We start from the raw sequence: 18570 nt of genomic DNA on the forward strand, positions 1-18570 counted from the left end.
GCTGGAAGTCGAAGCTGAATCTTCTTTTCTGGAAATGCTTGATGCCTTGAATGAACGGCTTATCGGTCTTGGAAAAGAAGCGATTGTATTTGATCATGACTGTCGTGAAGGGATCTGTGGCAGTTGCAGTCTGGTGATTAACGGTGAACCGCATGGCCGTCATCAGGCAACCACTACCTGTCAGCAGTATATGCGTGATTATCAGGATCAAAATGAATTATGGATTGAACCATGGCGCGCAACGGCATTTCCGGTCATCAAGGATTTGATGGTGGATCGCAGTGCTTTCGATCGCATTATCCAGGCAGGCGGGTATATTCCTGTAAGAACCGGTGCCGCGCCTGAAGCCAATACTATGCCGATAGCCAAACCGGTTGCCGATAAAGCGTTTGATGCGGCTACCTGCATTGGTTGTGGTGCTTGTGTGGCGGTGTGCCCGAATGCGTCAGCAACTTTATTTATTGCTGCCAAAATCAGTCATCTAAGCAGTTTGCCACAAGGGCAACTGGATTCTAAACGTCCAGCGAAAATGTTGGCCAGGATGGAAGCAGAGGGCTTTGGTAGTTGTAGTAACTACCGTGAGTGTGAACGGGTTTGCCCAAAACAGATCCGCACCGATACCATAGTAAAAATGAACAAACTGCTATATCAACGTTAAATTTAGTAATTCAAGATTAAATAATTAGTTCAGAGTCCGCCGCTCAGGCTGGCTCTGCAATCTCGCTGCAATTTGCTTATTGCTTACCTCATGTGGAGCCTCTAGATGGTAGAAGATCTGATCAGCAAACTTGATTCGATGACCGAAAAACGTCGGGTAGTCTTGCTGTTTTCAGCTGCCGATGAAGTGGTGGTGCAAGAGACTATTCTACCTAAACTACCGGAACAGCAATGGGAAATACGCCTTAATAATTTTCAGTTAGGCCAGCAATATCAATTTGATGATGATCAATTGATCATTAGTTATCTAAACGACGAATGTTTGCGTGAATTAATGCTTCAGGCGCGTGAACAGGAATGGACCATTGGCTTATTGCCACATCCAGAGATGAAACATGCTCGCTATGGTTTTGGCATTGCTGCCAGTTTTGATGAAGCGCTTAGCGACATTATGGATAACGACGCCTCACAGCTGGATTTATTGTTATGTAACGAACAACCGGTTTTTAATTCGGTCATCGTTGGTCAGACCTTTACGCTGGTGCCCGGAGAAGCAATGGTTGAACCATTCCTGGCACGGGTTCGACGCTTCTGGCGACTGATGCGTAGCTTGAAAGAAGTGCGTTTCACCCCGTTTACCATTACTACTCAGAAAGAAAAAGTGATTGAAACCGCAGCATTTGGCGTGGTTGCCGTAGAGCATGGCCGTAGTTCGGTGTTATCCCGACGTTTTATGCCAGATTCCAATGCCAATGACGGCATGATGCATGCGTTGGTATTAGCACCACGAAGTGTGTTTGAAATGTTGCGTTTCCTGTTTGCTTCGTTGTTTATGCGCAATATCTGGAGTCGCAATAATCCGCCATTTGTCGGTTTTTTCAAAAGCAGTCGGCTAAAGCTGGAAACCAACAAACCCATTCAATACAGTCATGACGAAATGGTGTCTGAAGCCCAGCAGTTGGAGTTTAAAGTCGAACGACGCACTATCCGCCTGATTCCAGGACGCTTATTAGCCCTGGCAGATAGCGGTGGTGAGCAGAAAGAAATCGTTCGTACTCAGGCATTGCCATTGGGCAAGGCTCGAAATGAACTGATCAGTTATCCATTGCCATGGATGCATCACGCAGCGCCAGAAGAATTTAAAGATTTGTTTATGCTGATGCGGGAGAGCGCCAAAGCGACTCCGGCATATTTAACCTTAATGGTTTTATCCACTTTACTGGCAGCCTTCGGTTTGTTTGCCAATTCGATTCCGGTGGTGATTGGTGCGATGATTCTGGCGCCTTTAATGGGGCCGATTATTTCGATGTCTCTAGGTACATTGCGTCAGGACGAATCATTAATGGTGGAAAGTGGTAAAAGTATTGCCATCGGCACTGGCCTTGCCTTGTTATGTGCAATGCTTATAGCCTGGTTTATCCCGCTCAACACTATCAATAGCGAAATTGCAGCCCGCATTAGCCCGACATTATTGGATTTAGGTGTTGCAGTGGTATCGGGTATTGCCGGTGCTTATGCACATGCCCGGGCTGAAGTGGCCAAAAGTCTCGCTGGCGTAGCGATTGCTGTTGCATTGGTACCACCATTAGCGGTGGCTGGTATTGGTCTTGGCTGGCTTGATTTGACCGTGTTTTTTGGTGCGTTTCTGTTATATCTAACCAATCTGGTCGGCATTATCCTTGCCGCGTTAATTACCTTTATGTTTCTGGGATATAGTCCCTTCCACCGAGCGAAACGCGGTTTGATGTTGACCTTGGTCATGGTTGCGATCCTAGCCATTCCATTAGCGATTGGTTTTGATCGGATGGTGGCTGAGAATAATGTGTTACGTCAGTTAGATGGCCAGGAGATTGCCGGAGTGAAATTGGTGGATGTCCAGGTCAGACCGCGAGATCCATTGATTATCAGTCTGACGATGGTGTCGAAAACGGCGGTGGATAATGCCGTTATGGATGAAGTTAAACAGGAAATAGAACGACGTTTACAGCAGCCGGTAGTGCTGGAAATTGCCGTCAGGGTGATTCGATAAATCGTTGCTCAGACCCGAAAACTGGGTCTGAGCTTTCGCGAGTTAAGGCTTACGGAAACGTAAGGTCATTCGATCACTTTCGCCAATAGCCTGGTATTTGGCTTTATCGGCTTCATTATCAACGCGCAGGTTGGGTGGCAAGGTCCATACGCCATTTGGATGATCCGTAGTGTCAGCAGAGTTAGCGTTTATTTCAGATTTTTCTTCCAATACAAAACCCGCATTTTCAGCCAGTGAAATCACCAGATCTTCGGTCAGATAGCCACTTTTTTTCATCATTTCCAACGGCGTACCCGATTTGGCTCGGTGGTCAGTTACACCGAGAACACCACCGGATTTCAATGCGGTGAAAATAGCTGAAAAAGCCTCATCGGCAAATTCCCCTTGTACCCAGTTATGTACATTTCTGAAGGTCAGTACAGCATCTACGCTGGCGGGTTCGGCAAACTGCCAATCGGTTTCTGGACCGAACTCAGTGATCACCACTTCATCATAAAGATCAGGTGAAGCTGCAAGCCAGGCGTTATATTCCTGACGAATGGTTTGACGATAAGCTGAGCTGGTGTTGGCAGAAAATCCTGCAGCAATTAACTCGCCATCACCTTGTTTTACCCATGGAGCAAGGATTTCGGTATACCAACCGCGCCCGGGCCAGATTTCGACGATCCGCATACTCTCGGTGACACCGAAGAAATTCAATGTTTCAGCAGGATGGCGATATTGATCTCGTTGTTTATTGCTTTCCGCCCGGTGCGGACTGTCGATGGTTGCTTGCAGTAAATCATCTGCCAAGGCGGTCTGGCTGAGGGGCAAAATGGAGATCAGTAACATTTTGGAAAAAAGACGCTTTATGGACATAAAAAATTCCCGGTTAAATCGAAGTTAAATCTTAACTAACTGACTGCATGATAGGCTCAAGGTTGCAAAAAGCCTCACCAGGCTTTTGGGCGTAAATTTGTCTTCTGGCTGCTTAGCGGGTAGTTTGAATAGTAATACCCCCAAGTTACAGACTGAGTTTTAATGTCTGTCTGTCGTAAGTGTCCAGAAAAAACTCATTATGATGAAGATAAACTGATATGACAGATAACAGCGACAAACTAAAAATTGCCTTGTTAAACATTCATGGCCTGATTCGAGGTCATGATCTGGAGTTGGGACGTGATGCAGACACTGGCGGACAGACACTCTACGTACTTGAATTAGCACAGGCTTTATCGGAGCAGGAAAAAGTCGGTGAGGTACTGCTGATTACACGCCGAGTCGTCGATGAAGAAGTGTCTCCAGATTATTCACGCCCCATCGAACAACTTAACGACAAACTGCGCATCATCCGCATTGAAGCTGGTCCAGAGCGATATCTGGCCAAAGAACAGATATGGGAACATCTGGATACGTTTGCCGATAACCTGGTCGATTTTTTCCGTCAACAAGAGTTTTTACCCGATATTTTGCATAGCCATTATGCTGATGCTGGTCTGGTGGCATCGCATATTGCCAATCAGCTGGGTATACCATTGATTCATACCGGCCATTCATTGGGTCGGGTTAAACGCAGGAGATTGCTGGCCAGTGGCGTTGATATTGCCCAACTGGAACAGCAATACAAAATGAATCAACGGATTGAGGCAGAAGAAATTACGCTGGCGACGGCAGAGCGGGTAATTACCAGTACCCATCAGGAAATCGAAGAGCAGTACGAGCTCTATGATCATTATCAACCGGCACAAATGCGCATTGTGCCGCCGGGTACCAATGTGCAGCAATTCACCCCGCCAAAAGGTGATGAGCTGCAAAGCGAATTATTCAGCCGTATTACCCGACATCTGGATGCACCGGAAAAGCCATTGATTCTGGCTTTGTCCCGACCTGACAAACGCAAGAATATCGTCAGTTTGATTGAGGCCTATGGACAGTCAGAGTTTTTACAGCAAACCGCCAATATTCTGATTATCGCCGGCAATCGTGATGATATAGATGACTTGGAACGTGGCGCGCAGGAAGTGTTTCATGAACTTCTGGTAGCCATTGATCGTTATGATCTTTATGGCAAAGTGACGATTCCCAAACACCATCGTCGTGATGAAGTGCCATTGATTTACCGTATTGCAGCAGCAACCGGAGGTGTGTTTGTGAATCCTGCACTCACCGAACCGTTTGGCTTGACCTTGATTGAAGCCGCTGCCAGCGGTCTGCCTATTGTTGCTACGGAAGATGGCGGGCCCCGAGATATTATGGCCAACTGTTTGAATGGCGAATTGATTGACCCGCTGGAAATTTCCAGTATTCGGTTAGCGATAGAAAAACTGCTGCAAGATAAGGCTTACTGGCAGCGTTGCCAGCAAAATGGACTGGAGGGTGTGATTCAACATTATTCATGGCATGCTCATGCCAAACGTTATCTGGAAATTATTGAACCGATAGCGGCGCGCACCGAAAAATTATTACGATTACCAATTGAAAGACGAGGAATGGGCCGAGATGAAAGAGCTCTGGTCACCGATCTGGATTTAAATCTGGTCGGGGATGACGAGTCATTACAGGCATTGGTTAGTTTGCTGCGTGAACATCGTAAAAGTACCAAGTTTGTTATTGCTACCGGACGCCGGTTGGACCAGGCGTTGAAGCTGATGAAAAAACATCGCATTCCAGAGCCGGATATTCTGATAACCAGTAGTGGCAGTGAAATCTATTACGCCCCAAAACTGACACCAGATACAGCTTGGACCAAACATATCGATCATCTATGGTTACCACACCGGGTCAGTAAATTACTGGATGAGATCCCCGGCCTGGAACGCCAGCCGAAATCTGAGCAAAGTCAGTTCAAGCTCAGTTATTACATCAACCGTGAACAGGTCGATATTGAAGAAATCAAATCATTGCTGCATCGTGAAGAACTATCCGTCCATGTACAGCTGGCATTTGGTCAATATCTGGATATTTTGCCGCTCAGAGCATCTAAGGGCATGGCGTTAAGATTTGTCGCTGATCGTTGGCAAATGCCGTTGGAACATATCTGTGTTGCCGGTGGTAGCGGAGCGGATGAAGATATGATGCGGGGCAATACACTGGCAGTTGTGGTGGCAAATCGGCATCATGAGGAACTGTCACAGCTGGAAGATTTCTCACATATTTATTTTGCCCACAAACCCTTCGCCGCAGGGATTATGGAAGCTATTGAACATTACAATTTTTTTGACATTACTTCAGAGCAAGCAACAGGTTCACGTTAAATGAGTGCAAAACTTCTACTCTGTACGGATATGGATCGCACGGTGATCCCTAATGGAATGCAAGCTGAACATCCTGATGCACGGCGACGATTCCGCCAGTTCTGCCAGGCTGATAATGTTTGTCTGGTCTATGTCACGGGGCGCCACCGGCAACTGGTGGAAAAAGCAATTCGTACCTATAGCCTGCCACCACCGGATTACATTATCAGTGATGTTGGCACCAAGATCTTTCAGTTCAAGGATAAACATTGGCAAGAGGTGCAGAGCTGGTGTGATGAGATTGATCAGGACTGGAATGGAAATTCGCATAGCGATCTCAAAGCCTTGCTGAGCGATATTAAAGATCTGCAATTACAGGAATTCAGCAAACAAAACACCCATAAATTGAGTTTTTATCTACCGTTGTATCTTGATAAAGATGCGGTGATTGATGCCGTGCAACAGCGTTTGGCAGCCAAACAGATTCAGGCTTCAGTGATGTGGAGTATTGATGAGCTGACCAATGTGGGCTTATTGGATGTATTACCCAAACATGCCACCAAACTGCATGCCATTGAATTTTTACAAACTCGTCTGGGATATGATGATCATGAAGTTGTTTTTGCCGGTGACAGTGGCAACGATATGCCGGTGTTGGCCAGCCCGATACAATCCGTTGTGGTGAACAATGCCTCAGATGAAATTAAAGCAATGGCGCAGCAACTGGTAATAGAAAACGGCCATCCGCAATCACTTTATATTGCCGTCAATCCAGGACCATTGGGCATGAATGGTAATTACAGTGCAGGTGTCCTGCAGGGCGTCTGGCATTATGCCGAAGCGTTCAGAAACCAACTTGAAACGGGAGACCATACATGAGTCAGCAATCAGCATTAGCCATCTTTGGTGAAGTTTTATTTGATTGCTTTCCTGATGGAGAAAGAAAACTTGGCGGTGCCCCGTTTAATGTTGCCTGGCATCTACAGGCATTTGGTAACAATCCGTTATTTATCTCCAGCGTGGGAGATGATGAGTCAGGCGAAAACATCCGCAATGCTATGCAAAAATGGCAACTATCCACAGAGGGCTTGCAGACGGATAAAACCCATAAAACCGGTGAAGTCATGGTTAGTTTGAAAGGTGGTGAACCGTCTTATGACATCACTGCTGAACGTGCTTATGACTTTATTCAAACGAGTCAGCTGCCTACCTTAAGAAATGATGCAATGGTTTATCACGGCTCATTGGCGCTTAGAAATGCTGTTTCTCAAAAGGCACTCGAGTTTCTCACCAGACCTAAATCTGTTTCTGTATTTATGGATGTTAATTTACGCACTCCCTGGTGGACGAAGGAAGGCATTTATACCTGTCTGGAACGGGCAAAATGGTGCAAGCTCAATCAGCATGAGTTAGCTGAGCTGGGTTTTAATTCAGCTGATTTGCAACAGGATATGACACGAATGCAGAGCCATTTTCAGTTAGAACAGCTTATTGTGACACGAGGTGAGCAAGGCGCTATTGTCCGTTGCAATGATGGCGCATTTTATGAACAAAAATGCGTTGCTGTGGACAAATTAGTGGATTCGGTGGGAGCTGGCGATGCCTTTACTGCCATGTATATTCATGGACTGTTGGCCGGCTGGCCGGTACAGAAAATCTTATTGAAAGCTCAGCAGTTTGCCAGCAAGGTGATAGGCTTACGGGGAGCGGTCAGCGAAGATCCTGCTTTTTATTCTGAGTTTATCTAACTCTTACAACAGTATTCTCCGTCTCTATTAATCAGGAAATGACATGTACGAACAGCAATCGCATTCACTTCTGAATGCCATCCTGAATCAGATTGAGCCCGAGTTTGCCAAACAGGATCTGCGTTATTTCTATACGCGTCTGGGGGCCAACTTCTATGCAATTCATTCCCTGTTTGAACGCTTGTACGGTAAACGCCCGGATTTTGCCGAACAGGCACAACGTCTGGTAGAAACCCTGGCCCGGCAATATATCGAGCGCTCTGACGTATTACGTGCAAAAGATATGGAACGCGAGCAGGATTACAACTGGTTCCTCAGTCAGAAATGGGTTGGTATGGCATTGTATTGCAATGGTTTTGCCAAAAATCTGCAAGGCATGCGCGAGCATCTGCATTATTTCCAGGACTTGGGTGTCAACCTGGTTCATGTGATGCCGATCATGAAATGCCCGGAAGGCAAAAGTGATGGCGGCTATGCGGTCAGTAATTTCCGTGAAATCGATCCGCGTGCCGGTGATTTAAATGATCTGCGAGCCTTGGCCGACGATTTACGCCAACGTGATATGTTGCTGGTGATGGATGTGGTTTTGAATCACACATCTGACCAACACGAATGGGCACAAAAAGCCCGTGATGGTTATCCACCATACCGGGATTACTACTACACCTTTGAAAATCGTCATGTGCCGGATATGTTTGAACAGAGCATGCCGGAAGTGTTTCCGGAAACGGCTCCGGGTAATTTTACCTGGAACGAGGAGATGCAACGCTGGGTGATGACGGTATTCAATGAATACCAGTGGGATCTGAATTACAGCAATCCGACTGTATTTATTGAAATGCTCGATATTATTTTGTTCTGGGCCAATCAGGGAGCCGACATTGTGCGGCTTGATGCAGTGGCTTTTTTATGGAAAAAAATTGGCAGTACCTGTCAGAACGAACGCGAAGCCCATCTGATTTTGCAGCTGATGAAAGACTGCTGTCAGGTTACTGCTCCAGGGGTGCTGTTTATTGCTGAAGCGATTGTCGCGCCGGTAGAAGTGACCAAGTATTTTGGTGAAGATGCGGTGATCGCCAAGGAATGTGAAATCGCCTATAACGCCACATTTATGGCCTTGTTATGGGATGCCGTGGCAACCAAAAATGCTCGCTTGTTAAATCAGGGCATTAAAAGTCTGCCGGTGAAACTGGAACGTGCTACCTGGCTGAACTATATACGCTGTCATGATGATATTGGCTTAGGTTTTGATGACAAGGATATCGAGCTCGCAGGTTATGAACCACGCGATCACCGACGCTTTCTAATCGACTATTTCACCGGTAAATTTGCCGATTCACATGCCAGAGGCGTGCCGTTCGGTCAGAATGATAAAACCGGTGATGCGCGTATTTCCGGCTCACTGGCATCGCTGGTAGGATTGCAATATGCAATCGATATTGGTGATGAACAGGCGATTGATGATGCCATCCGGATTATTGTGTTATTGCATAGCATGATCCTGTCATTTGGTGGTCTGCCACTGCTTTATTACGGTGATGAGATCGGTACCACCAATGATGAAAGTTATCGCAATGATCCGGTCAAGATGGATGATTCGCGCTGGGTGCATCGACCATTCATTGATTGGCAGAAAGCCGAAAAGCGCAATGTGCCGGGTACCGTTGAATATCTGATTTTTAATCAGTTGAAAACGCTGATTGCCGTGCATAAAGAACTGGATGCATTTGCCGATTTTAATAATCGCGATCTGGTCGATGTGGATAACCCGCACCTATTTGTATTTGAGCGCTATCACCTGCAAAAACCGGCTGACAGAGTGTTGGTTGTGGCGAATTTTGATCGAAAATCACAGCGCCTGGATTTGGATCAATTACCCAGATGGTCGCAATCTCATCATGGTCATTTAGTAGATGCGATAACCGGTCAAAGCCCCGATAAATTCGGTAATACGGTTGTGATTCCGCGTTTTGGATGTTACTGGTTAACTGAAACATAAACCATTTTCAGAATTTACACTGATCCTCACAAGATTTACCGCCAAACATACGTGCAATGGGATGACGAAAACGGGCAAAGATCAGATAGGCCAGATCGGCAAACCAGCGGATCACCGGCCAACGCAAAATCTGTAACCATTTATGATGGCCTACAAGGCTCCATGCTTTGGCTGTAACATCAAGACCTGTAATAATCTGGCCATTGGACAGCTGACCATGCAATCGTCTGTCAGCGGCGACCACATCGATATAGGGATAGCGATAAACAAAGTCGATGGCATGAATATCTTCAAAATGTAGCTTTTGCCGCGTATCTAATTGCTTTAGCAGAGCGATTTCTTTATTGCATAAAGGGCAATGCCCATCGAAAAATACTGTCAACTGGTGCATTGTGTTTTCTCAGCTGGAAAAGATTGCCAATCAGACGATATTTACTCGGCTTAGTTCTCTGAGTCCGAACCTATGTCAAGTGGCGCAGTCTTTGAACTGACTTCATTTGTTGTCTTTACTGGAGCATCAAAACGAATGACCACAGGATTATTCTGGTTTACCAATGATCTGCGACTGCATGATCAACCTGCATTATGGAAAATGCAGTCGGTCGATAAACTTATCTGTGTGTTTTGTCTTGATCCGCAGTGGTTCCGACCACATGGATTAAATGCCAAAGCAATGGGGGAGCGGCGTTTACAATTTTTATGCGAATCTCTCTCAGACCTACAGCATCAATTGCAACAGGTTGGGCAACAGCTGATTATCAAGCAGCAAACACCACATTCAGCGCTGACGGAATTAATCGAGTTTTATAACGTTGATATTATTGCCCGCAGTCAACATGCAGGGGTATACGAAAACCGGCATTGGCATTTGCTGCAACAACAATTTCCTGAGCGAAAGTTTATTACCGAAGTCAGTCATACCCTGTTTGCAGCAGAGGACTTGCCTTTTGCCATCACTGACTTACCAGACAGTTTTACGCAGTTTCGTCAGAGGGTGGAAGACTTACCATTACCCAGGCCAATGTCTGCTCCACAGCAATTACCACCTCCACCGGGGCCGATTGCAATAGATGCACTATCCTCACCAATATACAAACCGTCTGAATTTAAAGGTGGCGAAACCGCAGCGTTAAAACATGCCAGTGATTATTTTTCTGCCGATCTGCCTGCTAATTACAAACAGGTCCGAAATGAATTGGATGGCTGGCAAAATTCGACCAAATTTTCACCATGGCTGGCACTGGGCTGCTTATCAGTCAGACATCTGGTCAGCAAACTTAGAAGTTATGAGCAAAACACTATTAGCAATGAGTCGACCTATTGGATTTATTTTGAATTGCTGTGGCGGGAGTATTTCCAATGGTATGCCGTGCGGCATGGTGCCAAATTATTTCGTTTTGACGGCATCAGGAATACTAAAAGTCGGCGCTGTTATTACCCGGAGCGTTATCAAAAATGGTGTAACGGCAACACACCATATCCATTGGTCAATGCCTGTATGAAGCAGCTCAATGCGACGGGGTATATGTCCAATCGTGGCAGACAGATTGTCGCCAGTTGCTTTATATATGATTTAAATCTGGATTGGCGTTTTGGTGCAGCCTATTTCGAGCAGCAGCTGATTGATTATGATGTCGCCTCCAATTGGGGGAATTGGCAATATATTGCCGGGGTAGGGGCGCACCCGCGAGGCGGACGGCATTTCAATATAGAAAAACAGACTCAGCAATATGATCCACAGGGAGAATTTATCCGTCGCTGGCAGGGTGATGTTGACATTGTTCCACTGGATTCCGTTGATGCAGCAGACTGGCCGATTATGCCACCACCCAAGAAATGACATGTTAATCAATTAAAAGTGATAATGTTCGGAGCAAAATGAACGAATATTACGTTGCCTGATAAGTTTAGCGGGGCATTAATAGCAGCGAATTGCCATCCAGGCCATCAACCGCAGATAATATCGTCTCAGAATTCTTTAAGCCCTTATCCGGAGAAAATATGTCACTAGCCTTTGCTGCTGTGGTGGTCGGTCTAGCCTTGTTAGTTTGGAGTGCAGATAGGTTTATTGACGGTGCCGCCGTTTCGGCCCGTTATTTTGGTATGCCACCTTTATTGATCGGCATGGTGATTGTGGGTTTTGGTACGTCGGCTCCGGAAATGGTGGTGTCAGCATTAGCGGCATCGCAAGGAAATCCAGGCCTGGCGTTGGGTAATGCTTATGGCTCCAATATTACCAATATCGCATTGATCTTGGGTTTGACCGCGGTGTTGAGCCCTATAGCTGTGCACTCTCAGGTTTTACGTAAGGAATTACCGATTCTGATCGGCGTTACGGCATTAGCTGCCTGGCAATTAGCCGATGGATCGTTATCCAGATTAGACGCTGGAATTTTGATATTGGTATTTTTTGTATTGATGGGCTGGACCATTTATCAGGGCATGAAAAAGTCGCCAGATGCGTTTGGCACAGAAATGGAAGCCGAACTTAACACCGAAACAATGAGCCTGAAAAAAGCCTTGATATGGTTATTTATCGGTTTGGTTTTATTGATTATCAGTTCACGAATTTTAGTATGGGGCGCTGTAGAAATTGCCGTCGCGTTCGGTGTCAGTGATTTGATTATCGGTTTAACGGTCGTTGCTATCGGTACCTCTTTGCCTGAACTGGCTTCATCATTAATTGCGGTGAAAAAAGGCGAGCACGATATCGCATTGGGTAATGTGATTGGTTCAAATTTATTCAATACATTGGCGGTTGTAGGTATTGCCGGATTGATTCATCCGTTTGCAGTGCCTGCTGAAGTACTGTCACGTGATGTTGCCGTGATGGCGGGATTGACTATTCTGTTGTTTATCTTTGGTTTTGGTATTGGCAGACAAGGACGAATTAATCGAATTGAAGGCAGCTTTTTCATGCTGGTATTTGTTGCTTACACTGCCTATCTGATCAGCACTATCGTCATCTGAACCGGGAGCTAGGCGTGACAGATTGGTTATTACAGTTTTGGGAACAAAATTCAGCGTTAATACTGGCCATTGGTTACAAGCTGGTAATGACGGTGGTGGTTTTGATTGCGGCGACCGTCATCTCCCGTTTGATTCGGCGGGTATTTACCAATACCAATTTCAAGTTAAAAAGTATCGATCCTGCAGTCATTAAATTATTCAGTTCAACCATGGCCTACCTGGTGTATGCCGTTGCAGTATTAATTATTCTGGATATGTTTGGCTTTAATACGGCGAGTATTATTGCCTTATTGGGTGCTGCCGGTCTTGCTGTGGGCTTAGCTTTACGGGATACGCTAAGCAATATTGCGGCGGGCATCATGCTGCTGTTTTTAAAGCCTTTCAAACTCGATGATTTTATTCAGTGCGGAGAGCTGGTGGGTGGGGTTCGTGAAATTGGTTTATTTACCACCGTTCTGCAAACCCCTGATGGCTTATATATTTCGGTGCCCAATAGTCGTTTATGGGGGGCACCGATTACTAACTTTACTCGCAATAGTACGCGGCGACTGGAAGTGATTGTCGGTATTTCCTACAGTGATCCAATTGATGTGGCATTAGAGGTTCTCCATAAGGTTGTAAAAAGTCATCCAGCCCTGCTGGAAACCCCTGCACCACAGATCTTTGTCTCCTCAATGGGCGAGAGTTCCATCCAATTACATATGCGGGCCTGGACAACTATCGACGTATTCTGGAAAACCTACTGGGAATTAAACAAGATCGTTAAAGAGCAAATCGAAGCAGCGGGATTGACTATTCCGTTCCCTCAAAGGGTATTAACGCTGGCGGATAATTTAACGGTTTCAAAAAAACAAAATGAACCAGAAGCCGAAGCCAACACGAAATTAAGTCAGCACTGAATTTTATTGTGACTTGCATCACATAAATATTTGTAAGATACTCCCGCTCTTAAGTGTTTGATTACTAAGGATTGGGTATGAAGACTGGGTTAGGCGATGTTGATAATGAATGTCTACAAGTCGTATTAGATATTATCAGTGATGGCGTATGGGATTGGCATGCTAACACTGGTTATGTTTATCGCAGCCCAGGTTGGGGCCGTATGTTGGGTTATCCTGCCGGTGCCATTCCTTCTACCATAACGTTTTGGGAAGGCTCATTACATCCAGAAGATCGCGATCGTGTGCTTAAACACTTTGACGATTATATCCATAATCGCACCAGCACCTATCTTATTGAATATCGTTTCCGTAGGGCCGACAACAGTTACTTGTGGTTAGAAGATCGCGCCAAGATCATTGAGTGGAATGAAGATGGAACGGTCGCCAGAATGATTGGCGCCCATCGCGATATTAATGAGCGCAAAATGAATCTGGAACGACTTGCAGAGCAAAATCATTCGCTTGAAGATTTAGTTGAAGAACGTACCCATCAGTTGATTCAAACTAATGCTGAATTAGAAAATAAAATTGCTGAAGTTCAGCGATTGGCAGAAACCGATACTCTTACTGGCGTGGCTAATCGTTACCGACTGGAGAAGACGCTGGAGCTCGAAGTGGAGCGTGCAGAACGCTTCCATCAGCCTTTATCAGTGATTGCTTTGGATATTGATGATTTTAAAATCGTTAATGATGAGTTCGGTCATGCTAATGGCGACATGGTTCTGGTGCAAATGAGTCGGTTGTTGAAAAAGAATATTCGCGAAATTGATTTACTGGCGCGTTGGGGGGGCGATGAGTTTATGATTTTGCTGCCCAATACCGGTCTGGAAGCCGCCGCACATACCGCTGAAAAATTACGTCAACTGATAGTTGATGCCAAACTGGATAAACGCGCTACCATTACTACCAGTTTTGGGGTGGCACAGTTACGTCAGGGTGAATCCGCCATGCGTTTATCGATTCGTGCCGACAACGCCTTGTATCAATCAAAAGAATCTGGAAAAAACCGAATAAGTTCATAGACTCTGAGAGATAAACAAACCCTAGACCAGTCTTGCCCAGAGATCGTGTTCGTCAGCTTCTTCGAATTCGACTTCAACAATATCGCCAACTTTTAAATGCGTTGCATGATCGATAAACACCTGACCATCAATTTCCGGTGCATCAGCCCGGCTGCGGCCAACCGCACCTTCTTCAACCACTTCATCAATGATTACAAAATCACGTTTGCCGACTTTCTGTTGTAAACGCTGAGCACTGATTTCGGCTTGTTTAGCCATAAAACGGGCCAGACGTTCTTCCTTAACTTCTTCCGGAACCGGATCAGGAAGCTGATTGGCCACTGCACCGTCGACAGGTGAATATTTAAATGCACCGGCTTTATCCAGCTGGGCTTGTTCCAGAAAATCCAGCAATTCTTCAAATTCCGCTTCGGTTTCACCCGGAAAGCCAACAATAAAAGTGCTGCGCAGAGTGATGTCCGGGCAAATGGCGCGCCAGGCTTGAATACGTTCCAGATTATTCTGTGATGAGGCGGGACGTTTCATTAATTTCAGAATACGCGGGCTGGCATGTTGAAATGGGATATCCAGGTACGGCAGAATTTTGCCTTCGGCCATTAATGGAATCACATCATCGACATGAGGGTATGGGTAAACATAATGCATACGCACCCAGATGCCGAGTTCACCCAGTGCTTTGGCCATGGCGGTAAAGCGGGTGGCAATTTTTTCACCTTGCCATTCATATTCAGCGTATTTCAAATCCACACCGTAGGCACTGGTGTCCTGAGAAATAACCAGAATTTCTTTCACACCGGCATCAGCCAAACGTTTGGCTTCTGCAACGACCTGATTAACCGGACGACTGACCAAATCTCCACGCATTGACGGAATAATGCAGAAAGTACAGCGATGATTACAGCCTTCAGAAATTTTCAGATAAGCATAATGGCGTGGAGTCAGTTTGATACCTTCAGGTGGCACCAGACTGATAAATGGATCATGAGGTTGCGGCAAATGTTTGTGCACAGCGCCAACCACTTCTTCAAGCGCATGAGCACCGGTAATTTCCAGTACCTGCGGATGTCTTTCACGAATGGTATTGTCTCTACTGCCCAGACAGCCGGTGACAATAACTTTGCCATTATGAGCAATGGCTTCACCTATGCTTTCCAGAGATTCTTCAACGGCGGAATCAATAAAGCCACAGGTATTAACGACAACCAGATCAGCATCATCGTAATTGGCGGAAATCTCATAACCTTCGGAACGCAGTTTGGTGATAATGCGTTCGCTGTCAACCAGCGCTTTGGGGCAACCGAGACTGACAAATCCGACCTGTGGAGCTTTCATAAGCGTAACCTGTAACTGGGAGAGTATAAAAGGCGGCTATTCTATCGCGTTTAATAGGAGCTGTTGATCTTTTCATGGTCTAGAGATGGCACTGATAAAAGATCAACCGGATCTCAATTGATAGCAAATCCATAAATGTGATGAGGCCAAATTATACTGCGCCAATTGTTTGTCTAGGCTTATCCGAGCATAATTTATCTCATCGGTGACATACCCGAGGTGGCTGTGATGATAAAAGCGATTTTATTTGATATCAGTGGTGTATTGCATGTTGATAACCTGCCAGTAGCCGGTGCCATTGAGGCAATTCAGCAGGCACGGGATGAACATATTTTGGTACGGTTTGTGACCAATACCTCCCGCAGTACCAGTAGTGATATGTTGCAGTCTTTGTTGCAAATGGGCTTTGATTTGAATGTGGATGAGGTGCTGACTGCCCCGGTAGCACTAAAGTTAATACTGCAACAACGCAAATTACGTCCATATTGTTTGGTACATGAAAATCTGCGGCCGGAGTTTGCCGATCTGGATCAGAGTTCTCCTAATGCTGTGGTCGTTGCTGATGCGGCAGATGGTTTTAACTATAAGAATATGAATCGGGCATTTCAATTGATTATGGAGGGTGCGCCATTATTGGGCGTTGGTTTGAATCGTTATTTCCGAAAAAATGATCAGTTGCTATTGGATGCCGGGCCGTTTATTGCTGCATTGGAATTTGCATGTGATGTGGAAGCTGAGATTCTAGGTAAACCGGCAAAAGCATTTTTCCAGACAGCAGTGGAAACCACCGGTTTTACTGAAGATGAGGTTTTGATGATTGGTGACGATGCCTTTGCTGATGTAGAAGGAGCTTTGGCGGCAGGGTTAAGAGCGTGTCTGGTGCAAACTGGAAAATATACACCAGGAGACGAAGATAAAATTCGTCATCCCGGTGCATGGCTTTGTTCTAATGTGGTCGAAGCAGTAAATCGGGTGATTAAACCGTCTTACGATCATTCGAACAGATAGGCGCCATACCCGACAACACTGTCTTTTTTGCCAACCACATCTCCCGAATTGCTTAAGGCCATGATTTGTCCTGACATTTTTTCATTACGCGCATATTCCAGAAAACCACGTATGGCATCACAGCCACAGGCATGAAATTTATCAATATCATGGTTATCCATGCTGATTATCGCCTGAGATGTGTATTGGTCTATCTTGCGAGCGGTTTCATAATCAAGGTAGTGGCTCAGATCAGAGCTGATCACAATGAGTGATTTAGCATCTTTGGTCGCAGTGCCCAATACATCAGCAATTAATGCAGAGCTGGCTTTACCAGTCAATAAAGGCACAATTTCAAACTGGTTAAGTGAATACTGTAAAAATGGGAGCTGGACTTCCAGACAATGTTCACTGTCATGTGGGCTTTCATAAGTTTCCACCCCTTTTATACGACTTAACTGTGGATAGATTTTTTTATCTACAGCCACACTGCCCATTGGGGTGGCAAAATAATCTGCCTCACTCATAGCCACACCTTTAAAGTCGGTGCGGTGAGAGGGGCCAATTAAAACCACGCGCTCAATATCATCGGCTATTTTCATTAAAGACTGATAAGCCTTGGCGGCGACCTGGCCTGAGTAAAAAAATCCACCATGCGGCACAATCAGGGCTTTTGCACGATGATGTATATGATCAGACGGGTTATCAAATTGTTTGGTGAGCAGGTCTTCCAGCTCGGTCGATCGGGCGGGATAATACAAACCGGCAACTGCACTTGGGCGAATCGAAATCATTGTCGTTATCCTCAACTCTACGGCTTTGGATGATCGAGTATTCGCCTCGTAGAGAGGATTTTCAAGCAAGGTTTTAACCCCGAAAATGATCCAGACTCGAAAACCTGATTTATCGGGCCTTGATCAGTTACAGGAATTTTTCCCTAAATATCAATGTGGTAGGTATGAGACATAGTGGTGCGCAAACCACTGAAATTTAATGAATTATGCTTCACCTCGAAGCAGTAAAACTTCATATTCTTCCATGGTGATAATGCCGCCTTCCAAGGCCACTTTAGCTTTTTCTTTATCATCAATCACATCCTGCAGCGCATCCAGACGTTTCCAGACTGGCAACGGTGTCTCACATTCGGCTTTAGGTACATAACGTGATTCGCTGACACGTTTATAACGATGAATATAGCGCGGGCAATTCTGAAACATATCTTCAATGGTCACTTTGACTACCAGTTCTGCTTCATGAAATAAGGCTAAATCTTCTGGCTCTCGACTTAATTCAGCAGTGCCGTGAACACGGACACGATGCGGGGTTTCAAAGTCGATAAATAACATGCCGATTTTTTTATTGGCATCAATATTACCCATCGACAGATACATGCCATTACCATCCAAACTTGGAAAAGCCAGCGTTTTGTCATCAAGAATTTTCACAAAGCCAAGATCGCCACCTTTGTAGGAGCAGGTTGGAAAACCTCTATGATCTACCGTTGATAGAAAAAAGAAATCGCGGCTGGCGATAAAGTCACGATGCTGGTCAGTTATGTAGTCAGTAATAATGGCTTCACCAACCCGATCGGCGAGTTTTTCTTTATTGAACTCTTGTTGCAACTGGCGATGTTGCGCGCCATAGATTTCAGTCATCAGTTTTCTCTCTCTGTA

At 45.5% G+C, this 18570-nt stretch carries 16 protein-coding genes; 11 read left to right on the forward strand and 5 right to left on the reverse strand.

Annotated elements, in window-relative coordinates:
* Both Q7V21_RS04505 and Q7V21_RS04510 read left to right on the forward strand, forming a co-directional pair.
* The coding region (locus tag Q7V21_RS04505; protein WP_304916135.1) for a succinate dehydrogenase/fumarate reductase iron-sulfur subunit at positions 1 to 658 on the forward strand (658 nt) is incomplete at its 5' end.
* 105 nt (positions 659 to 763) lie between these two features.
* Complete coding sequence (locus Q7V21_RS04510) at positions 764 to 2686, forward strand: TIGR00341 family protein (protein WP_304916136.1); 1923 nt, start codon at positions 764 to 766, stop codon at positions 2684 to 2686.
* A gap of 42 nt (positions 2687 to 2728) precedes the next feature.
* On the opposite strand, the gene Q7V21_RS04515 is transcribed toward Q7V21_RS04510, so the two are convergent.
* A complete protein-coding gene (locus Q7V21_RS04515; protein ID WP_304916137.1) occupies positions 2729 to 3544 on the reverse strand; it encodes a class I SAM-dependent methyltransferase in 816 nt (271 codons plus the stop codon).
* Between the two features lie 218 nt (positions 3545 to 3762).
* Here Q7V21_RS04515 and Q7V21_RS04520 point away from each other — a divergent pair, with 218 nt between their 5' ends.
* Genes Q7V21_RS04520 through Q7V21_RS04535 form a run of 4 tightly spaced genes read left to right on the forward strand, consistent with a single transcriptional unit; the run spans position 3763 to position 9645 of the window.
* Positions 3763 to 5919 carry an HAD-IIB family hydrolase gene (locus Q7V21_RS04520; RefSeq protein WP_304916138.1) on the forward strand — a complete coding sequence of 719 codons (2157 nt, stop codon included), beginning with the start codon at positions 3763 to 3765 and terminating at the stop codon, positions 5917 to 5919.
* Positions 5920 to 6777: an HAD-IIB family hydrolase gene (locus Q7V21_RS04525; protein ID WP_304916139.1), complete on the forward strand. Its 858-nt coding sequence runs from the start codon at positions 5920 to 5922 to the stop codon at positions 6775 to 6777. It begins immediately after the preceding gene.
* A complete protein-coding gene (locus Q7V21_RS04530) occupies positions 6774 to 7646 on the forward strand; it encodes a carbohydrate kinase (protein WP_304916140.1) in 873 nt (290 codons plus the stop codon). The genes Q7V21_RS04525 and Q7V21_RS04530 overlap by 4 nt, the downstream gene beginning before the upstream one ends.
* A gap of 43 nt (positions 7647 to 7689) precedes the next feature.
* On the forward strand, positions 7690 to 9645 hold the full coding sequence (locus Q7V21_RS04535; protein WP_304916141.1) for an amylosucrase: 1956 nt from the start codon (positions 7690 to 7692) through the stop codon (positions 9643 to 9645).
* Between the two features lie 7 nt (positions 9646 to 9652).
* Here the strand turns inward: Q7V21_RS04535 and Q7V21_RS04540 are convergent, their stop codons facing one another.
* Positions 9653 to 10036 carry a thiol-disulfide oxidoreductase DCC family protein gene (locus Q7V21_RS04540; RefSeq protein ID WP_304916142.1) on the reverse strand — a complete coding sequence of 128 codons (384 nt, stop codon included), beginning with the start codon at positions 10034 to 10036 and terminating at the stop codon, positions 9653 to 9655.
* A gap of 135 nt (positions 10037 to 10171) precedes the next feature.
* Between Q7V21_RS04540 and Q7V21_RS04545 the strand changes: the two genes are divergently transcribed.
* The 4 genes from Q7V21_RS04545 to Q7V21_RS04560 all read left to right on the forward strand — a co-directional run bounded on the left by Q7V21_RS04545 (position 10172) and on the right by Q7V21_RS04560 (position 14578).
* A complete protein-coding gene (locus Q7V21_RS04545; RefSeq protein ID WP_304916143.1) occupies positions 10172 to 11485 on the forward strand; it encodes a DASH family cryptochrome in 1314 nt (437 codons plus the stop codon).
* Between the two features lie 161 nt (positions 11486 to 11646).
* Positions 11647 to 12615 (forward strand): calcium/sodium antiporter, encoded by a 969-nt coding sequence (locus tag Q7V21_RS04550; protein ID WP_304916144.1) that lies wholly within the window; start codon positions 11647 to 11649, stop codon positions 12613 to 12615.
* Positions 12616 to 12629: 14 nt separating this feature from the next.
* The gene (locus Q7V21_RS04555; protein WP_304916145.1) at positions 12630 to 13514 is read left to right on the forward strand and encodes a mechanosensitive ion channel family protein; all 885 of its coding nucleotides are present in this window, start codon (positions 12630 to 12632) and stop codon (positions 13512 to 13514) included.
* Positions 13515 to 13591: 77 nt separating this feature from the next.
* On the forward strand, positions 13592 to 14578 hold the full coding sequence (locus Q7V21_RS04560; RefSeq protein ID WP_304916146.1) for a sensor domain-containing diguanylate cyclase: 987 nt from the start codon (positions 13592 to 13594) through the stop codon (positions 14576 to 14578).
* Positions 14579 to 14599: 21 nt separating this feature from the next.
* Here Q7V21_RS04560 and rimO read toward each other — a convergent pair whose 3' ends face one another.
* Positions 14600 to 15910, reverse strand: a complete 1311-nt coding sequence (gene rimO / locus Q7V21_RS04565; RefSeq protein ID WP_304916147.1) for a 30S ribosomal protein S12 methylthiotransferase RimO — start codon at positions 15908 to 15910, stop codon at positions 14600 to 14602.
* Between the two features lie 228 nt (positions 15911 to 16138).
* Here rimO and Q7V21_RS04570 point away from each other — a divergent pair, with 228 nt between their 5' ends.
* Positions 16139 to 16918: a TIGR01458 family HAD-type hydrolase gene (locus Q7V21_RS04570; protein WP_304916148.1), complete on the forward strand. Its 780-nt coding sequence runs from the start codon at positions 16139 to 16141 to the stop codon at positions 16916 to 16918.
* On the opposite strand, the gene amrB is transcribed toward Q7V21_RS04570, so the two are convergent.
* Both amrB and Q7V21_RS04580 read right to left on the reverse strand, forming a co-directional pair.
* Positions 16903 to 17691 carry an AmmeMemoRadiSam system protein B gene (gene amrB, locus Q7V21_RS04575; RefSeq protein ID WP_304916149.1) on the reverse strand — a complete coding sequence of 263 codons (789 nt, stop codon included), beginning with the start codon at positions 17689 to 17691 and terminating at the stop codon, positions 16903 to 16905. The genes Q7V21_RS04570 and amrB overlap by 16 nt on opposite strands.
* 204 nt (positions 17692 to 17895) lie before the next feature.
* The gene (locus tag Q7V21_RS04580; protein WP_304916150.1) at positions 17896 to 18552 is read right to left on the reverse strand and encodes a pyridoxamine 5'-phosphate oxidase family protein; all 657 of its coding nucleotides are present in this window, start codon (positions 18550 to 18552) and stop codon (positions 17896 to 17898) included.
* Positions 18553 to 18570: the final 18 nt, after the last annotated feature.

It is taken from the genome of Methylophaga sp. (genome assembly GCF_030651745.1).

Coding starts and splice junctions, on each gene's coding strand:
- Q7V21_RS04510 (WP_304916136.1), top strand. CDS start 764: ATGGTAGAAGATCTGATCAGCAAACTTGATTCGATGACCGAAAAACGT.
- Q7V21_RS04515 (WP_304916137.1), bottom strand. CDS start 3,544: ATGTCCATAAAGCGTCTTTTTTCCAAAATGTTACTGATCTCCATTTTG.
- Q7V21_RS04520 (WP_304916138.1), top strand. CDS start 3,763: ATGACAGATAACAGCGACAAACTAAAAATTGCCTTGTTAAACATTCAT.
- Q7V21_RS04525 (WP_304916139.1), top strand. CDS start 5,920: ATGAGTGCAAAACTTCTACTCTGTACGGATATGGATCGCACGGTGATC.
- Q7V21_RS04530 (WP_304916140.1), top strand. CDS start 6,774: ATGAGTCAGCAATCAGCATTAGCCATCTTTGGTGAAGTTTTATTTGAT.
- Q7V21_RS04535 (WP_304916141.1), top strand. CDS start 7,690: ATGTACGAACAGCAATCGCATTCACTTCTGAATGCCATCCTGAATCAG.
- Q7V21_RS04540 (WP_304916142.1), bottom strand. CDS start 10,036: ATGCACCAGTTGACAGTATTTTTCGATGGGCATTGCCCTTTATGCAAT.
- Q7V21_RS04545 (WP_304916143.1), top strand. CDS start 10,172: ATGACCACAGGATTATTCTGGTTTACCAATGATCTGCGACTGCATGAT.
- Q7V21_RS04550 (WP_304916144.1), top strand. CDS start 11,647: ATGTCACTAGCCTTTGCTGCTGTGGTGGTCGGTCTAGCCTTGTTAGTT.
- Q7V21_RS04560 (WP_304916146.1), top strand. CDS start 13,592: ATGAAGACTGGGTTAGGCGATGTTGATAATGAATGTCTACAAGTCGTA.
- rimO (WP_304916147.1), bottom strand. CDS start 15,910: ATGAAAGCTCCACAGGTCGGATTTGTCAGTCTCGGTTGCCCCAAAGCG.
- Q7V21_RS04570 (WP_304916148.1), top strand. CDS start 16,139: ATGATAAAAGCGATTTTATTTGATATCAGTGGTGTATTGCATGTTGAT.
- amrB (WP_304916149.1), bottom strand. CDS start 17,691: ATGATTTCGATTCGCCCAAGTGCAGTTGCCGGTTTGTATTATCCCGCC.
- Q7V21_RS04580 (WP_304916150.1), bottom strand. CDS start 18,552: ATGACTGAAATCTATGGCGCGCAACATCGCCAGTTGCAACAAGAGTTC.